Genomic DNA, 17,594 nt, shown 5'->3' on the forward strand with positions numbered 1-17,594 from the left:
ACACCGTTCACCGTTTGCGACTTACAATGTATCTTGGCCTGTTTTTAACTTCCACGTATATCCTACCTATATACTCGCCAAGAACTCCGATACCTATGAGTTGGATGCCGCCAAGGAACAATATTGACACGATAAGAGATGGATATCCTCGCACCGGGTTCCCGAAGGCCAGAGTGCCTATTACCATCCAGGCGCCATAAGCAAATGAAAGTCCGGCAACGATGAGGCCGATATACGTCCATATACGTAACGGAACAGTTGAGAAGCTTGTTATGCCTTCTATTGCAAGGTTCCACAGTTTCCATCCATTGAACTTTGAGCTGCCTGCCACGCGTTCGGCGCGGGCGTACTCAACAACATCGACTCGACCTCCAACCCAACTCAGAATGCCTTTCATAAACAGGTTGCGCTCTGGCATTTCCTTTATGCTTTCTACGATATCTCGAGACATCAGCCTGAAGTCGCCAACGTTCTCTTCTAACTTTGGATTGCTGATCCTGTTGTGCAGTCGATAAAACCACTCAGCGGTTTTTCTTTTTAGCCTGCCGTCAGTAGACCTATCTGAGCGCTTAGCCAGCACCATATCGGCTCCATGTTGCCACTTCTCTATCAGGTGCGGAATAACTTCAATCGGGTCCTGCAGGTCAACATCAATGGGGATTATGGCATCGCCTGTGGCATGCTCAAGGCCAGCGAAAAGAGCCGGCTCTTTGCCAAAGTTCCTTGTAAAGGAAAGGGGCTTAACCAGATGATCGGAAACTGCCAGCGCATTGATGATTGACTCTGTGGCGTCTTTGCTGCCGTCATTGATGAATACGATTTCCACCTCAACAGACTTAAGTGGCTCATACTCTCTAACGGCTTTATAAAAAATCGGTATCGCGTCTTCTTCATTAAAGACGGGAACAACCAAGGAAATCTTCATTGTGCTTCCCTGAAAACAATGTATTTGGAATAAATAAATCCGCAAACCAGGCTGATAGAAGAAAACATTATCAGTGTTACAAGGGGAGGTAGTTCGCATCGATCTGCAAACCATCCCACTGCGGCGCTCAGAGTACCCATGAAACCAACATAAAGCATATATCGGAGAGTGGTAGTGGAGCTGCTAAAAGTGAATCTGGCATTAGCGAAGAAGCTGAAGCTCACCGCGAATACGAATCCACTGAAATTGGCAAGAGATTGACTGGTTCCGAGTGCGTAGAAGCAACAAGCAAAAACCACCCAATGTAAAATCGTGTTCAGCACTCCAACTGTAGCGTACCTGGCAAATAGCTTTAACATCATGATTACCACAATTTTTTGAAGCAGGAATTCTAGCACCCAGCAGCACATCGATCGACCTTCCACGCTAATTACAGCGAGTCTTATTGATAGGCCGCTTCGTATTGATCTCCCCACCCACTATATCTACTGTATATGCATACAGTAATAATTGGTGTGGAGGTAGTTATGGGCAGAGTTTACGAGATCGGGTATGCGTTCGACAGAGCGGTGAAGGTAGACCAGAAGGGTAAGAAGACGGTAACCACAGCTGACTTTGTGCGTGAGCTGGCAAAGGTTAACTGGAACTGGACGCGCCGGCAGGCTAACGACTGGATAGAGATGAGCGTATCAACGTTCAAAGACATCTCTACTGAAGAAGGGGATAACCGCACCTTCATGGTTTACAACCCGAACGGAGGGAGGTAGGTCACCGGGGATGCGATGGGGCATGGATGGGGCAAAAATAGTTGGCGAACTAAGTCGAAATTGATGGTCTGCAAAATTTCCTTTCTCTAAAGTTCTGATATTTGGTGCGCTCTTGGACGATCTTAATTGTTTATGAAAACTGCGTAGTCATATGCGCAGTATGGAAGCGTTTATCGAACACGTGCAGGGCAAGCCGGTCACCATCGCCGACGCCGAGCAGGGTTTCATTATTCAACAACTGGTCAGCGCCATCTATGAGGCCGCGGAGAAAGGGACCTTCGTCGAACTATGAATACATTAACCTCGCTGATTCGCTCGCGTTTCGATCCGCACAGCCTGAACAAGGAGGCCGCGCTGATGGCCGCCGGGAACGGCTACGCAGGGATCCGCGCGACCCATGAAGAGGATTACACGCTCCAGACCCGCGGCATGTTCTGCGCGGGGTTTTACCATCGGGCTGGCGCGCAGGAGACCACGGAGCTGGTCAACCTGCCCGACGTGGTCGGTATGCAGATTGTCATCAACGGGGAGGTGTTCTCGCTGCTGAGCGGTACCGTACTGTCGCTGCGTCGCGAGCTTCATTTTGCCAGCGGTGAACTGAAGCGTGAGCTGATCTGGCTGGCCCCGGACGGGCAGCGCTTCGCCATTGAAAGCCGCCGTTTTCTTAGCGCGCGCCAGCTGCCGTGCTTTGCGCAGCGGCTGTCGATAACCCCGCTCTCCGGGCCAGCTAGTGTCAGCATCGTCACCGGTATTGATGCCACCCAGACCAACGCCGGGCGACAGCATCTTGACGAAATGCAGGTCAGGGTATTCGATCGCCGCTGGTTACAGGGGATCTATGCCACCCAGGACGGGGCGCACCAGCTGGCGATCACCAGCCACTGCCAGGTTTCCCGGGCGGAAAATGTGCGCTTCAGCGCTAAAAATCGCAGGCTGATGCAGCATATCAGCGCCAGCGTGGAACGTGATGCCACCTTTACGCTGGAGAAAATCAGTTGGATCGCCGTCTGGCTCGACGGCACCGGGCAGGGGAGCGACATCAGTAAGGATGGCCTTGAACATCTGCAGGGGTGCGTGGCACAGGGGTATGACGCTTTGCTGGAGGCCTCCGTGGCGGCCCGGGAAATGTACTGGCGTCGTAGCCGGGTGAAGGTCAGCAGCCGCAATCCGGAAGACCAGCAGGCGCTGGATTTCGCCCTCTACCAGTTGTTCGCCATGACCCCCTGTCACGATGCCCGATCCAGCATCGCTGCCAAAGGCCTGACCGGGGAAGGCTACAAAGGCCACGTGTTCTGGGACACCGAAGTCTTTCTGCTGCCGTTTTTCCTGTTTACCCGACCCGGCGTGGCGCGCCAGCTGCTGCGCTACCGCTGGTATAACCTTGCCGGGGCGCAGGAGAAAGCCGCGCGCAGCGGCTACGACGGGGCGCTGTTTCCCTGGGAGAGCGCCCGCAGCGGACATGAGGAAACGCCGCCCTTTGCTGCCATCAATATCCGTACCGGCGTGCGCCAGCGTGTGGCGTCGGCGCTGGCGGAGCACCATCTGGTTGCCGATATCGCCTGGGCGGTGGTGCAGTACTACCAGGTGACGCACGACGGCGATTTCATGACCCGCGAGGGGCTGGATCTGTTGCGCGAAACCGCGCTGTTCTGGCTGAGCCGCACCACAGAGGCCAACGGACGGCTCGAACTGCACGACGTTATCGGCCCGGATGAGTATACCGAGCACGTGAACAATAACGCTTTCACCAACCACATGGCGCACTACAACGTCGCCCAGGCGCTGCACTATCTGCGCGCGTGGCAGGCCTGTGATGCCCAGTTTGAAGCCCGGGCAGAGGATTTTCTTACCCGGCTATGGCTCCCGCAGCCTGACGAGCAGGGCGTGATGGCGCAGGATGACAGCTTTATGGCGAAACCCGCCATTGACCTGACGCGCTATAAGGCCGAGGCCGGCACCCAGGCCATTCTCCATGATTACTCCCGGGCGGAAGTGAACGAGATGCAGATCCTCAAGCAGGCTGATGTGGTGATGCTCGCGTATCTGCAACCGGGCACGTTTACCGCCGCGCAGCTGGCGGCTAACCTGGCGTTTTACGAACCGCGGACCATTCACGACTCGTCGCTCAGCAAGGCCATTCACGGCATCGTGGCGGCGCGCTGCGGCGATGCTGAAAGCAGCTACCGCTTCTGGCGGGAGGGGGCGCAGATCGATCTCGGCCCTGACCCGCACAGCTGCGATGACGGCATTCACGCCGCCGCCACCGGGGCGATCTGGCTGGGTGCCGTGCAGGGTTTTGCCGGGCTGTACGTCAGCGACGGCGAGTTGCGGCTGACGCCCTGTCTGCCCGAACACTGGCAGGCCATCGATTTCCCGCTGGTCTGGCAGGGGCAACCCCTGCATTTTCACATCACGCACGACACGGTTGCTGTCAGTGCCGATAGCCGGTTGCCGCTTACCCTGTGGGGTAAGCCGGTGATGGTCACGGGGCAGCACATTTTCTATCGCCGGGACTTTTGCAGTAGCGAACCCGGGAGCGCTACCACGGAGGGCAGAGCATGACGTTTGCAGCGGTAATTTTCGATCTGGACGGGGTGATTACCGATACCGCACACCTGCATTTTCAGGCCTGGCAGGCCACGGCAGCCGGGATCGGCATCGCTATTGATGCCGCGTTTAACGCGCAGTTAAAGGGGATAAGCCGCATGGACTCGCTGGAGCGCATCCTGCAACACGGCGGCAAAGCGGCCCGCTATGGCGCAGACGCGCGCGCGCGCCTCGCGGCAGAGAAAAACGCCCGCTATGTCGAACTGCTGGCCGGGCTGGACCGGCGGGCGATCCTGCCTGGCATCTCTGAGCTACTGGAGGCGCTGGCGCAGCGCGGTATCGCTATCGGTCTGGCGTCGGTGTCGCTGAACGCCCCGGCGATCCTCGCCGCGCTGGGCCTGACCTCGCGCTTTAACTACTGCGTCGACGCCAGCCGGCTGCGTCGCACCAAACCCGACCCGGAAATTTTTCTTACCGCCTGCGCCGGGTTACAGGTAGCGCCCGCGCAGGCGATAGGTATCGAGGATGCGCAGGCGGGCATTGATGCCATCAACGCCAGCGGCATGTGCTCCGTGGGGATCGGCAGCGGTCTGCAGGGCGCCGGGCTGGTGCTGGACAGCACCGCTGAACTCAACGTGCCGCTGTTACAGGCATTCTGGTCAACCCAACCGCGCGCGATCGCGCAGGTCAACTGAGGCAGGGACGATGGCTCAACTTTCGTTACAACACATTCAGAAAATCTACGACAACCAGGTTCATGTAGTGAAGGACTTCAGCCTGGAGATTGCGGACAAGGAGTTTATTGTTTTCGTCGGCCCGTCCGGCTGCGGTAAGTCCACCACGCTGCGCATGATTGCCGGGCTGGAGGCGATAAGCGATGGCGAGCTGCTGATTGACGGCATCCGCATGAACGACGTGCCGGCGAAGTCGCGCAACATCGCGATGGTGTTCCAGAACTATGCGCTCTACCCGCACATGACGGTGTACGACAACATGGCGTTCGGGCTGAAAATGCAGAAGGTGGACCCTGCGGAAATAAATGAGCGCGTCACCTGGGCGGCACAGATCCTCGGCCTGAAAGAGTATCTGAAGCGTAAGCCCGGTGCACTCTCTGGCGGCCAGCGCCAGCGGGTGGCGCTGGGGCGCGCCATTGTGCGTGAGGCGGGGGTGTTTCTCATGGATGAACCGCTCTCCAACCTTGATGCCAAGCTGCGCGTGCAGATGCGCGCTGAAATCAGCCGGCTGCATAAGAAGCTCAACACCACCATGATCTATGTCACCCACGATCAGACCGAAGCCATGACGATGGCGACGCGCATCGTGATCCTGAAGGACGGCATAATTCAGCAGGTAGGGGAGCCGAAAACGGTCTACAACGCGCCGGCGAATATGTTTGTCGCCGGGTTTATCGGTTCCCCGGCGATGAACTTTATCCGTGGGGCGATCGACGGCAGCGATTTTGTCACCGAAACCCTGCGGCTGCGCATCCCCGACGATCGTCTGGCGGCACTGCAGGCGCAGCAGTACCAGCGCAAGGCGGTAACCCTCGGTATTCGTCCCGAAGATATACATACTCTGCAGGACGGGGCCGGAGACGCCGCGGCGCGCATTACCGTGGCCGAGCTGACCGGGGCGGAATTTATGCTCTACGTCACCGTCGGCGGCCACGATATGGTGGTGCGTACCGGTGCCGACTGTGATTTTCAGGCAGATGACAGCGTGGCAGTTACCTTCGATATGACGAAGTGCCATTTCTTTGATACCGAAACCGAAGCTGCCATTCGCTAATGATGTTGTTACCCCGGAGCCGCAAGGCTCCGTTTTTTTATTTGTTCTCTGTGTAAAAGGAAAGACATATGACTGTATCCGGAAAAATCACATCGCTGGTTATTTTGCTTGCTGCCTGCAATATTGCAGATGCGCAAACGTCCCCGTCGCCTGCTGCATGGCATTTCGATATCGGCGGCATGTATGAAATAGAAAATGTAGAAGGGCAGGGAGAGGATAAAGACGTGTTATATGAACCCTCGATCTATTTTAACGCGGCTTACGGTGACTGGACGCTGGGGATGACCATGTATCAGGAAGGCCCGGCGGATTACGGTAATTTCACCCGCGGCGGTTATTTAAATCGGCCTGAGTTTCGCGTCCGTTATCAGTTTATTGATAATGACCAGGTCACCTTCGGCTTAACGGGTAACGTGCGTAATTACGGTTACCACTTTAAAGACGATCACGGTGCGCAAGCCGGCACGGCAAATACCCAGCGCTACGGTTTAACCCCTGACTGGAACATCAATTTTGATAAGCAGTGGAGCTTTAACGGCTGGCTGTCGCTATATCAGTTTACTGACGATCTTGATGAGACGGGATATTCTGACAGCCGTATTGAAGCTGAGACCGGGATTAAATATCAATTCAACCAGACGGTAGCGTTGAAAACCAACTACTACATCGAACGGGGATTCAACCTGGACGAGAACCGCAATAACGGTGAGTTTTCGACGCAGGAAATGCGTATTTATCTGCCGATAGAAGTGGGCAGTAATACTTTTATGCCCTATACCCGCCTCACCCTCGACCGCTGGAGCAACTGGGACTGGAATACCGATCTCGATCGTGAAGGGCATAATTACAGCCGCATAGGCTTATTCTATGGGCATGATTTCGATAATGGTCTGTCGATGTCGCTGGAATATGCGTATGAATGGGAAGATCACGACGACAACGACAGCAGTGACGATCGCTTCCACTATGCCGGGATTGGAGTGAACTACGCGTTTTAATGTGACAGGGGAGCTGCGGCTCCCCACTGCGTCGAATCACGCGTGACGGGTGATATCCGTCGCTACCAGGCTGCGCTGCGGCGTGGGTTTTCCCTGCAGGCGGTCGAATAACAGCGCGCTGCTGCGATCGCCCAGCGTCTGGGTCGGGACATTGATGCCATAGGGCGCGGGGTTCAGCATAAATGACAGCAGCTCGTTGCTGTAACCGACCACCATCAGATCATCCGGAATAGTAATATTCAGCTGCGCCGCGACGCGATAGATGCTCATCAGTTTTAGGCTGTCGGCAGCAAATATAGCATCGGGCCGTGAAGCCCCTGCCAGTAATTTCTCCGCCGCTTCACAGGCGCTCTGCTGGGTATATCCGCCATCAACAATATAGTCTGGTATTTCTTCCCGCTGATGCAGGGCGAGCGCCTGCTTAAAACCGTTCAGCCGATCGACCGAAACATGGTAATCGAGCGGGGCATGCAGGCAGGCAATGCGCTGGTGACCGGCGTTGATTACTACTTCGGTAAGGGCAATGCTGTCGCGGTAATTGTCGGTGTCCACCGAGTAAATATGCTGATAATCCCCGCTGACGCGGCCAATAACCACCACCGGAACGCCATAGCGATCCAGCTCGCTAAAAAAGCGCTCGTCAGCCGGTGAGCTGAGCATAATAATGCCCTTGATCATTTTTTGCTTAATCTTCGTCAGGCATTTCTGCAAATCTTCAGCGCTGTTTTTTGAGGTCTGCAAAATAACGTCAAAGCCTTCGCGCTCGGCGCGAGCGGTAATAGCGTCCAGCACTTCGGAAAAGAAAGGATTACCGCTGGTGGTTTTGGTGGAGCGGGTGGAAATTACCATGATGGCATCGAACCCGGAGGAGGTTAGCGCCCGCGCCAGTTTATTGGGCTGATAATTCAGCTCCTCTATCGCCTTTAATACCCGTTCGCGCGCCTCGTCAGAGATATTGGTCTGATTATTCAGCACCCGCGATACGGTGGATTTAGAGACGTTTGCCGCACGCGCAATATCATAAATAGTGGGTGACATAGAAACACGAAACTCCAGGATAATGCGACTGGCGTCATCTTACTCAGCGGGCTTAGCACTGTCTATTAAAGCGCGGGACTATTTTAAGCAATGGCCGGGATAATTGAATCTGCCGCTGCGCATCCCCATAACCTGATTAAGAAGCGGGGCAGCGCGGGGCATTTTTACGCTACACTGCCAGGCAATATGCAGATGACACGGGAAGGTTATGAAGCGACTCACTAACGAAATTCATGCGCTGGTCAATCGCGGTGTGGATCGCCATCTGCGGCTGGCCGTGACCGGTCTGAGCCGCAGCGGTAAGACCGCTTTTATCACCGGCATGGTTAACCAGCTGCTGAATCTGCACAGCGGGGCGCGGCTGCCGCTGTTCAGCGCGGTGCGGGAAGAGCGTCTGCTTGGCGTCAAGCGGGTGCCGCAGCGCAATCTGGCTATCCCGCGCTTCACCTACGACGAGGGGCTGGCCCAGCTCTACGGCACGCCCCCGGCATGGCCCACCCCGACCCGTGGCGTGAGTGAAATTCATCTCGCGTTGCGCTATCGCTCGAACGACTCGCTGCTGCGTCACTTCAAAGACACCGCCACGCTGTGGCTGGAGATTGTCGATTACCCCGGCGAATGGCTGCTCGATTTGCCGATGCTGGCGCAGGATTATCCCGGCTGGTCCCGCCAGATGACCGGTCTGCTGAAGGGCGACCGCGCTGCCTGGGCGCAGCCGTGGCGCGATCTCTGTCGCGATCTCGACCCGCTGGCCCCGGCGGATGAGAACCGGCTGGCGGAGATTGCTCAGGCCTGGACCGATTATCTGGTGACCTGTAAACGCGAAGGGCTGCATTTTATTCAGCCGGGGCGCTTTGTATTGCCTGGCGACATGGCGGGCGCACCTGTGCTGCAGTTCTTCCCCTGGCCAGACGTGGACGCTATCGGGGAAACCCGGCTGGCGCAGGCGGATAAATCCACTAACGCCGGCATGCTGCGCGAGCGCTACCACTACTATTGCGAAAAAGTGGTGAAAGGCTTCTATCGCGATCATTTTCTCGGCTTCGATCGTCAGATCGTGCTGGTGGACTGCCTGCAGCCGCTCAACAGCGGGCCGCAGGCGTTCAACGATATGCGCCTCGCCCTGACGCAGCTGATGCAAAGCTTCCACTACGGGCAGCGCACCCTGTTCCGGCGCTTATTTTCGCCGGTTATCGATCGGTTGCTGTTTGCTGCCACTAAGGCCGACCACGTCACGGTAGATCAGCACGCTAATATGGTCTCGCTGCTGCAACAGCTGATCCAGGAGGCCTGGCAGAATGCCGCGTTTGAAGGCATCGCAATGGACTGCATGGGGCTGGCCTCGGTGCAGGCAACCCGCAGCGGGCTGGTAGATGTGAATGGCGAACAGATCCCGGCGCTGCGCGGGAACCGGCTCAGCGACGGTGCGCCGTTGACGGTCTACCCTGGCGAAGTCCCGGCGCGGTTGCCATCAGCGGCCTTCTGGGAGCAGCAGGGTTTTCAGTTTGAAGCCTTCCGACCGCAGAGCATGCCGGTGGATCAGCCGCTGCCGCACATCCGGCTTGATGCCGCACTGGAGTTTTTACTGGGAGACAAACTGCGATGAGCGATCCGATTAAACCGCGCATGGACTTTACCGACCGCCCGGAGCGCGTTACTGCCGAGCAGTATCGCGGCGCGCACGCCTTCAGCGAACCGGACGCCGAGCGTTTTACGCCCGCCACGCTGCCTGAGGAGCCGGTCGATGACGGTCAGGCGGAGGCCGTAGTGGTGGCCGCGCTGCGTCCAAAACACAGCCTGTGGCGGCGGATGGTGACCGCCGGGCTGGGTATTTTCGGCGTCAGCGTCATCGCGCAGGGCGTCCAGTGGGGCTGGCAGGCGTGGCAGACCCAGGACTGGATCGCCCTTGGTGGCTGTGCTGCTGGCGCGCTGATTATCGGGGCTGGCGTCGGATCGGTGGCCAGCGAATGGCGTCGTCTTTATCGCCTGCGCGAGCGTGCCGAAGAGCGTGACGAGGCGCGTGAGCTGCTGGCCAGCCACAGCATGGGTAAGGGCCGCGCGTTTTGCGAGAAGCTGGCTCACCAGGCCGGACTGGACCAGGGGCATCCGGCGCTGCAGCGCTGGTACGCCGCCATCCATGAAACGCAGAACGATCGCGAAGTGGTAGCGCTGTATGCCCATCTGGTCCAGCCGGTGCTGGATACCCAGGCGCGACGGCTGATCAGCCGCTCGGCGGCGGAATCCACCCTGATGATTGCCGTCAGCCCACTGGCACTGGTGGACATGGCGTTTATCGCCTGGCGCAATCTGCGCCTGATCAACCGCATTGCCGCCGTCTACGGCATTGAGCTTGGCTACTTCAGCCGCATCCGCCTGTTCCGGCTGGTGCTGCTGAACATTGCCTTTGCCGGAGCCAGCGAACTGGTGCGTGAAATCGGCATGGACTGGATTTCCCAGGATCTCGCGGCACGTCTCTCTGCCCGCGCAGCCCAGGGTATTGGTGCCGGGCTGCTCACCGCACGTCTCGGTATCAAAGCTATGGAGCTGTGCCGTCCGCTGCCCTGGATCGACGACGACAAACCGAAGCTGGGGGATTTCCGCCGACAGCTGATCGGCGAGGTCAAAGCGGCAATGCAGAAAGGGAAAACGGTAAAGCAGGACAATTAACAATGAGCGTCGCGTTTTGCGACGCATCTGTTATTTACGGTTTACCCGCTGCGTTACGTTCATAAACTGCATCCTCAAACGTAAACCGGGTATTTCCTTCTTCACTTTCCTCTACCCACATCACCACTTTCTTATCAAGGCAGTTGTCGGGCGCAGGTTTATCCAGGAAGCAGATACGATCTTCTTTGCCCAGGGGTTTATAACTTCGCCGTAGTCCCAGATGTACCAGCGTCCGGTAAGCCCGGAGATACCACGCTGCGTAAGCTGATTTATTAGCTCCGGTTTACTCTCCTGCCACCAGGTAATGGTTTGTTCGTGCGTCACTGAGGGAGCGGTAACGACAACGTCAATACCATCAGATGAACGATGAAGAGCAACGAGGTTGGTAGGGAGATTTATCAAATAATGATATACAAGCAGGCCGGTCATTATGGCAATGAACATGCCTGTGTACAGATATCCTTTTTTCACGCAGTGCCATCCGAAATTTTGTTCATAACCCTTATTCTGGTCATCAGGAGATATTCTCTGTGAATGTAAAAAGGTAGCCATGATAATGGTCCTGACGCCCTGAACGACTACGCCGTTTCCGAATCCTGGTCCGCCGACACACCCGACAGCTGACCGTATAACTTTACGCCGCAGCGCCCGTTTTTCCGGCAAAGTGTCAATGATTGTTGACAGATTGCTTCCTGCTACCGGAGAGACAGAGTATTATCGGGCAACCTTGCTCCTCTTACCCTGAAAGGCTGGTGTTATGCGTCTGGAAGTGTTTTGTGAAGACCGGATTGGTCTGACCCGTGAACTGCTCGATCTGCTGGTGCTGCGTAGTCTTGACCTGCGCGGTATCGAGATCGATCCCGTCGGGCGAATCTACCTCAGTTTTTCCTCACTCGACTTCGACACCTTCAGCAGCCTGATGGCGGAAATTCGCCGTATCGATGGCGTTACCGATGTGCGCACCATTTCATGGATGCCGTCCGAGCGTGAACACCGGGCGCTGAGCGCGCTGCTGGAAGCGCTGCCGGAAGCGGTGCTGTCGCTGGATCTGAAAAGCAAAGTGGAGCTGGCGAACCCGGCCAGCCGCCAGCTGTTTGGTCAGAGCGAAGACAAACTGCGCAACCTGAACGCCGCCAGCCTGATCCCCGGCTTCAACTTTGTGCGCTGGCTGGACAGCAATCCGGTGGAGTCGCACAACGAGCACGTTGCCATCAACGGACAGAACTTCCTGATGGAGATCACCCCGGTGCACCTTGAAAGCGAGCAGGGGGAAAATCTGCTGGCAGGAGCGGTAGTGATGCTGCGCTCAACGGTGCGCATGGGGCGTCAACTGCAGAACCTCAGCCAGCAGGATCTGAGCGCCTTCAGCCAGATCATTGCCGTCAGCACGAAAATGCGTCACGTGCTGGATCAGGCGCGCAAGCTGGCGCAGCTCAACGCGCCGCTGCTGATTATAGGCGATACCGGCACCGGTAAGGATATGCTGGCGCACGCCTGTCATCTGGCCAGCCCGCGTGCCGACAAACCTTATCTGGCGCTTAACTGCGCCTCGATTCCTGAGGACGCGGTGGAGAGCGAGCTGTTTGGTCATGCGCCGGAAGGGAAAAAAGGCTTCTTCGAGCAGGCCAACGGCGGCTCGGTGCTGCTGGACGAAATTGGTGAGATGTCACCGCGCATGCAGACCAAACTGCTGCGTTTCCTCAATGACGGCACCTTCCGTCGCGTGGGGGAAGACAGCGAAGTGCATGTGGACGTGCGCGTGATCTGCGCGACGCAAAAAAATCTGGTGGAGCTGGTCCAGAAGGGTGCGTTCCGCGAAGATCTGTTCTATCGCCTGAACGTCCTGACCCTGAACCTGCCGGCACTGCGCGATCGGCCTCAGGACATTATGCCGCTCACCGAAATGTTCGTGGCGCGCTTTGCCGATGAGCAGGGCATTGCCCGCCCGAAACTCTCCGCCGATCTGAGCACGACGCTGACGCGCTATACCTGGCCTGGCAACGTGCGCCAGCTGAAAAACGCCATCTACCGGGCGCTGACCCAGCTCGAAGGCTATGAGTTAAAACCGCAGGACATTCTGTTACCGGACTTCGACGCCGCCGCGCTGCCGGTAGGGGAAGAGGCGATGGAAGGCTCGCTGGACGACATTACCCGCCGCTTCGAGCGCTCGGTGCTGACCCAGCTCTATCGCAGCTACCCCAGCACGCGCAAACTGGCGCGTCGCCTCGGCGTGTCCCATACCGCGATCGCAAACAAGCTGCGCGAATATGGACTCAGCCAGCGTAAGAGCGAAGAGTAATAATGAAAAAGCCTCCATACGGAGGCTTTTTTCATCACAGTGCGCGGAAATCAGTTTTTCAGCGCGTTCAGGGCCGCCGTGTAATCCGGCTCCTGAGTGATTTCGTTAACCAGCTGGCTGAACACCACCTCGTCGTTTTCGTTCAGTACCACAACGGCACGTGCGGTCAGGCCTTTCAGCGCGCCTTCATCAATGCTAACGCCATAGCTCTGCGCGAACTCCGGGTTACGCAGGGTAGAGAGCGTGACCACGTTGCTCAGACCTTCCGCGCCGCAGAAGCGGGACTGGGCAAACGGCAGGTCGGCGGAAATGCACAGTACCACGGTGTTATCCACTTCGGTCGCCAGCTGATTGAATTTGCGAACGGACGCGGCGCATACGCCGGTATCGATGCTTGGGAAAATATTCAACACTTTACGCTTGCCTGCATACTGGCTCAGCGCCACATCAGAGAGATCTTTTGCTACCAGCGTGAACGGCTGCGCTTTGCTACCTGCCTGCGGAAGCTGGCCGGCAACGGATACGGGATTACCCTGAAAATGGACGAGTTGTGACATGGTTATCTTCCTGTTTACATAGAGTTAACGTCGTCGGCTAGTGTATGCCATGATGAACTGTTTGAACATACAAACTTAAATCACGCCGGTGAAGGCCAGCTACACTCATCACAGCGCGGCTCACCGGGTACGCCGCGCATTCTCAGGAGAGAAAAACGATGAGAACCGTCAGGGTATATGAGGAAGCATGGCCGCTGCATACGCCGTTCGCGATTGCACGCGGTAGCCGCAGCGAGGCGGTGGTGGTGGTAGTCGAGCTGAGTGAAGATGGTGTCAGGGGCGTCGGCGAGTGCACGCCTTATCCGCGCTACGGTGAAAGCACCGCCTCGGTGATGGCGGAGATCGCCGCGCTGATCCCGCAACTTGAAGCCGGCATGACGCGCGAGGCGCTACAGCAGGCGCTGCCTGCCGGTGCGGCCCGCAACGCTATCGACAGCGCACTCTGGGATCTGGAAGCACGACTGCACAACACCACCCTGGCGCAACGCACCGCCAGCGCTATTCCCACGGATATCACCACCGCCCAGACGGTAGTCCTCGGCGAGCCGGCGCAGATGGCAAGCAACGCTGCGCTGCTGTATGAGAAGGGCGCGCGCCTGCTCAAAATCAAACTCGACGACCACTTTATTACCGAACGCGTCATGGCGATCCGCGCCGCCGTGCCGGAGGCCACGCTAATTGTCGATGCCAACGAATCCTGGCGCAGCGAAGGGCTGGCGGAACGCTGTCAGCTGTTAGCGGATATTGGCGTTGCGATGCTGGAGCAACCGCTGCCCGCCAGCGATGACGCCGCGCTGGCCAATTTTATTCATCCGCTGCCGATCTGCGCCGACGAAAGTTGCCACACCCGCAGCAGCCTGAAAGCGCTGCAGGGTCGCTATGAGATGGTAAATATCAAGCTGGATAAAACCGGTGGGCTGACCGAGGCGCTGGCGCTGGCGCAAGCGGCAAAAGAGCAGGGTTTTGCAGTGATGCTGGGCTGTATGCTCTGCACCTCACGCGCCATCAGCGCGGCGTTGCCGCTGGTCGGTCTGGCGCAGTTTGCCGATCTCGATGGCCCGACCTGGCTGGCGGTGGACGTCGAGCCGGCTCTGCCGTTTCGTACCGGCTCGCTGAGTTTTGCCTCTCACCAGTGAAGCAGACGGGTCATGGCATCGAGATAGCGTGCTGTGGCCTCGTCAGCGGAAATCGCCGGGAATTCAGCAGTAATGCAGGGCACGTCTCCGTCTGCGCACCAGCTGCCAAAGGAGCCGGGGGTGTCATAGCCGACGCTGCTCACCAGCGGCAGGCCAAACGCCCCGGACAACCATTCGCCCAGCGGGCTGCGCCGGGTGTCTTCGATGCACCCCAGCGGATCGTGAAACGAAACGACCCAAGACGGCTTCACGCTGTGGATCAGCTGACACAGGGCGCGGGTTTCCGGCTCGGAGCCCGCGCTCTCGCCGGTGGAAAGCAGCACGTCGCGCTGGTCCGCCCCGGAATTCCAGCGGTACACCGTATCACCGGCTTTCCAGTTGGCGGCCGGGAAGTTACGGTTGAGATCGACCCCGCGCGCATTGGCGCGCAGCCCAAGCTGACAGCCGTCAGGATTTACCGCAAGGATCACGTGATGACGACGCAGTTGCGGTTGCAGGGTGCGCAGGGCGCAGGAGAGGGTGACCAGCGCCGCGCCTTCGTCGCCGTGCGTGCCGGCAATAATCAGGCCGCTTTTCTCGTGGGCTTCCGGGGCCGGAAACCACAGCAGCGGTGCGCCAAGCACGGATTCGCCATAGCGTTGTGAATGGGGGGGCAACATACCGCGATCGGAACGGGGGCGCAGAGTGGTCATCACTTTCCTCAGAAACTCAGTCGGTTATCTACGCAGTGTTAAGCAAAACCGCCGGTTCGGCAAGCGGACAGCCTGGTCAGCTTCACGCTTTTGACACGCATCAGCGCGGCCCGGCTCAGGATATGTAATAAAGTATGACGGTTAAATGGCGCTCCGGTGGCAAATTGATGACGACGCACCGGGGATGCTGTGTAAAAATCAATGCATTAGCCTAATCTTCCGCGCCGCATATGGCGCGTTTCAGTCTGAATCAGAAGGGGATCGCATGAAATTATCGCTGGGATGGTCTGGTGTAGCGTTACTGGTGTCAGGCGCGATCTCCAGCGCCTGGGCCGCAGAGGTGCCGAAGGGCGCGACGCTGGCAAAAAAGCAGGAGCTGGTACGCCATATAAAAGATGAACCGGCCTCACTGGACCCGGTAAAAGCCGTCGGCCTGCCGGAAATTCAGGTGATCCGCGATCTGTTTGAAGGCCTGGTGAATCAGGATGAGAAAGGGAAGCTGATCCCCGGCGTCGCCACCCGCTGGCAGAGCAACGACAACCGGGTCTGGACCTTTACGCTGCGCGATAACGCGCGCTGGTCGGACGGTACACCGGTGACCGCTGAGGATTTTGTTTACAGCTGGCAGCGGCTTGTCGATCCGAAAAACACCTCGCCGTTCGCCTGGTTTGCCGCGCTGGCCGGGATCAGTAATGCCCAGGCGATTATCGACGGCAAGCAGACGCCCGATAAGCTCGGGGTAAAAGCGGTGAATAAAAATACCCTGACGGTACAGCTCGACAAACCGGTGCCGTATTTCCCTAATCTGGCAGCAAACTTTGCGCTTTATCCGGTGCCGAAAACCGCGATTGATAAATTCGGTAACGACTGGACCAAACCCGGTAATCTGCCAGGTAACGGCGCTTACGTGTTACAGGATCGCGTGGTGAATGAAAAACTGGTGGTGGTGCCCAACACCCACTACTGGGATAACGCCAGAACCGTACTGCAGAAGGTAACCTTCTTGCCGATCAACCAGGAGTCGGCAGCCACCAAGCGCTACCTGGCGGGGGATATCGATATCACCGAATCCTTCCCGAAAAACCTCTATCAGAAACTGCTGAAGGATATCCCCGGCCAGGTTTATACCCCGGCGCAGCTGGGCACTTACTATTACGCTTTCAACACGCAAAAAGGGCCAACCGCCGACGCGCGGGTGCGGCTTGCGCTCAGCATGACCATCGATCGTCGGTTAATGGCGGAAAAAGTGCTGGGGACCGGCGAGAAACCGGCGTGGCGCTTCACCCCGGATGTGACCGCTGGTTTCACGCCGCAGCCGTCACGCATGGAAGAGATGAGCCAGCAGGAGCTGAACGCCGAAGCCAAAACGCTGCTGAAAGCCGCAGGCTACGGGCCGGGCCGCCCGCTTAAGCTGACGCTGCTGTATAACACCTCTGAGAACCATCAGAAAATCGCCATCGCGGTGGCCTCGATGTGGAAGAAGAATCTTGGGGTTGATGTGAAGCTGCAAAACCAGGAGTGGAAAACCTATATCGACAGCCGTAACACCGGCAATTTCGACGTGATCCGCGCCTCCTGGGTCGGGGATTACAACGAGCCTTCCACCTTCCTGTCGCTGCTGACCTCGACCCACAGCGGCAACATTGCGCGCTTCAGCGATCCGGCTTACGACAAGGTGATCGAGCAGGCCAGCATCGAAACCACCGATGCAGCACGCAACAAAGATTACAACGAGGCGGAAAATATCATCGCCAGCAAGGCGCCAATTGCCCCCATCTACCAGTACACCAACGGGCGACTGATCAAACCCTGGCTGAAAGGTTACCCGATCGATAACCCCGAAGACGTGGCCTACAGCCGCACTATGTACCTGCTCGCGCACTAAATTATCCTGCTTGTGAGCGGTCTCGTAGGGCGGGTAAGGCTGTGCACTCGCCACTGCTGGGTTTCCAGATGTGAGTGTTGAGCGCATAAAAAAACCACGCCTGCGGGCGTGGTTTTGTGTCTCTGATGCTGAAAGAAACCCGGCGTAAGCCGGGCACCTCAGGCTATCATCATCAACAGATCAGGTGTTATCCGGCGCTTTTATTTTATCTTACCGGACCCTCCAGCGGAGGAATAAAAGGCATATAACCCGCTGCGGATGGCATTACCCGCAGCGAAGCGAGTCAGACGCTATC

General features: G+C 57.5%; 17 protein-coding genes and 1 pseudogene. 11 read left to right on the forward strand and 7 right to left on the reverse strand.

What is annotated here, in order from left to right:
- Window positions 1–7 precede the first annotated feature (7 nt).
- Together ET34_RS0102675 and ET34_RS0102680 are read right to left on the reverse strand one after the other, a co-directional pair.
- Window positions 8–925, reverse strand: a complete 918-nt coding sequence (locus ET34_RS0102675) for a glycosyltransferase family 2 protein (RefSeq protein WP_031519257.1) — start codon at window positions 923–925, stop codon at window positions 8–10.
- Complete coding sequence (locus tag ET34_RS0102680) at window positions 922–1,284, reverse strand: GtrA family protein (RefSeq protein WP_031519259.1); 363 nt, start codon at window positions 1,282–1,284, stop codon at window positions 922–924. Before ET34_RS0102680 ends, ET34_RS0102675 begins: the two co-directional genes overlap by 4 nt.
- 168 nt (window positions 1,285–1,452) lie before the next feature.
- Between ET34_RS0102680 and ET34_RS0102685 the strand changes: the two genes are divergently transcribed.
- From ET34_RS0102685 to ET34_RS0102710, 6 genes and pseudogenes are all read left to right on the forward strand, one after another.
- The gene (locus ET34_RS0102685) at window positions 1,453–1,692 is read left to right on the forward strand and encodes a hypothetical protein (protein WP_031519261.1); all 240 of its coding nucleotides are present in this window, start codon (window positions 1,453–1,455) and stop codon (window positions 1,690–1,692) included.
- Window positions 1,693–1,840: 148 nt separating this feature from the next.
- Window positions 1,841–1,984 (forward strand): annotated as a pseudogene (locus tag ET34_RS22665) (Gfo/Idh/MocA family oxidoreductase); the annotation flags it as partial.
- On the forward strand, window positions 1,981–4,254 hold the full coding sequence (locus ET34_RS0102695) for a glycoside hydrolase family 65 protein (RefSeq protein ID WP_031519262.1): 2,274 nt from the start codon (window positions 1,981–1,983) through the stop codon (window positions 4,252–4,254). The pseudogene ET34_RS22665 and the gene ET34_RS0102695, both read left to right, overlap by 4 nt.
- Window positions 4,251–4,934 (forward strand): beta-phosphoglucomutase, encoded by a 684-nt coding sequence (pgmB, locus tag ET34_RS0102700; RefSeq protein WP_031519264.1) that lies wholly within the window; start codon window positions 4,251–4,253, stop codon window positions 4,932–4,934. The genes ET34_RS0102695 and pgmB overlap by 4 nt, the downstream gene beginning before the upstream one ends.
- Before the next feature lie 10 nt (window positions 4,935–4,944).
- Window positions 4,945–6,027: an ABC transporter ATP-binding protein gene (locus ET34_RS0102705; RefSeq protein ID WP_031519265.1), complete on the forward strand. Its 1,083-nt coding sequence runs from the start codon at window positions 4,945–4,947 to the stop codon at window positions 6,025–6,027.
- Between the two features lie 68 nt (window positions 6,028–6,095).
- Window positions 6,096–7,025 (forward strand): OmpG family monomeric porin, encoded by a 930-nt coding sequence (locus ET34_RS0102710; RefSeq protein WP_051640446.1) that lies wholly within the window; start codon window positions 6,096–6,098, stop codon window positions 7,023–7,025.
- 36 nt (window positions 7,026–7,061) lie between these two features.
- Here ET34_RS0102710 and ET34_RS0102715 read toward each other — a convergent pair whose 3' ends face one another.
- Window positions 7,062–8,063: a LacI family DNA-binding transcriptional regulator gene (locus tag ET34_RS0102715; protein ID WP_031519268.1), complete on the reverse strand. Its 1,002-nt coding sequence runs from the start codon at window positions 8,061–8,063 to the stop codon at window positions 7,062–7,064.
- Window positions 8,064–8,271: 208 nt separating this feature from the next.
- On the opposite strand from ET34_RS0102715, the gene ET34_RS0102720 reads away from it, so the two are divergent.
- Together ET34_RS0102720 and ET34_RS0102725 are read left to right on the forward strand one after the other, a co-directional pair.
- Window positions 8,272–9,669, forward strand: a complete 1,398-nt coding sequence (locus ET34_RS0102720) for a YcjX family GTP-binding protein (RefSeq protein WP_031519270.1) — start codon at window positions 8,272–8,274, stop codon at window positions 9,667–9,669.
- Window positions 9,666–10,730 (forward strand): YcjF family protein, encoded by a 1,065-nt coding sequence (locus ET34_RS0102725; RefSeq protein WP_031519272.1) that lies wholly within the window; start codon window positions 9,666–9,668, stop codon window positions 10,728–10,730. Before ET34_RS0102720 ends, ET34_RS0102725 begins: the two co-directional genes overlap by 4 nt.
- A gap of 34 nt (window positions 10,731–10,764) precedes the next feature.
- Here the strand turns inward: ET34_RS0102725 and ET34_RS23160 are convergent, their stop codons facing one another.
- Both ET34_RS23160 and ET34_RS22870 read right to left on the reverse strand, forming a co-directional pair.
- Window positions 10,765–10,923, reverse strand: coding sequence for a DUF943 family protein (locus tag ET34_RS23160; RefSeq protein ID WP_413783762.1), 159 nt, complete (start codon window positions 10,921–10,923; stop codon window positions 10,765–10,767).
- A complete protein-coding gene (locus ET34_RS22870; protein WP_031519273.1) occupies window positions 10,851–11,282 on the reverse strand; it encodes a hypothetical protein in 432 nt (143 codons plus the stop codon). Before ET34_RS22870 ends, ET34_RS23160 begins: the two co-directional genes overlap by 73 nt.
- Before the next feature lie 205 nt (window positions 11,283–11,487).
- Here ET34_RS22870 and tyrR point away from each other — a divergent pair, with 205 nt between their 5' ends.
- Window positions 11,488–13,029, forward strand: coding sequence for a transcriptional regulator TyrR (gene tyrR, locus ET34_RS0102740; protein ID WP_031519275.1), 1,542 nt, complete (start codon window positions 11,488–11,490; stop codon window positions 13,027–13,029).
- 50 nt (window positions 13,030–13,079) lie between these two features.
- Here tyrR and tpx read toward each other — a convergent pair whose 3' ends face one another.
- Window positions 13,080–13,586 (reverse strand): thiol peroxidase, encoded by a 507-nt coding sequence (gene tpx, locus ET34_RS0102745; protein WP_031519277.1) that lies wholly within the window; start codon window positions 13,584–13,586, stop codon window positions 13,080–13,082.
- Window positions 13,587–13,744: 158 nt separating this feature from the next.
- On the opposite strand from tpx, the gene ycjG reads away from it, so the two are divergent.
- Complete coding sequence (ycjG, locus tag ET34_RS0102750; protein ID WP_031519279.1) at window positions 13,745–14,722, forward strand: L-Ala-D/L-Glu epimerase; 978 nt, start codon at window positions 13,745–13,747, stop codon at window positions 14,720–14,722.
- Here the strand turns inward: ycjG and mpaA are convergent.
- Entirely contained in the window at window positions 14,713–15,414 is a 702-nt protein-coding gene (gene mpaA, locus ET34_RS0102755) for a murein tripeptide amidase MpaA (RefSeq protein ID WP_031519280.1), read from the reverse strand. The two genes, ycjG and mpaA, sit on opposite strands and share 10 nt — an antisense overlap.
- Window positions 15,415–15,679: 265 nt before the next feature.
- Between mpaA and ET34_RS0102760 the strand changes: the two genes are divergently transcribed.
- Window positions 15,680–17,299 carry a peptide ABC transporter substrate-binding protein gene (locus ET34_RS0102760; protein WP_031519281.1) on the forward strand — a complete coding sequence of 540 codons (1,620 nt, stop codon included), beginning with the start codon at window positions 15,680–15,682 and terminating at the stop codon, window positions 17,297–17,299.
- The last annotated feature ends 295 nt before the right edge of the window (window positions 17,300–17,594 follow it).

It is taken from the genome of Siccibacter colletis, assembly GCF_000696575.1.
Lineage (GTDB): Bacteria > Pseudomonadota > Gammaproteobacteria > Enterobacterales > Enterobacteriaceae > Siccibacter > Siccibacter colletis.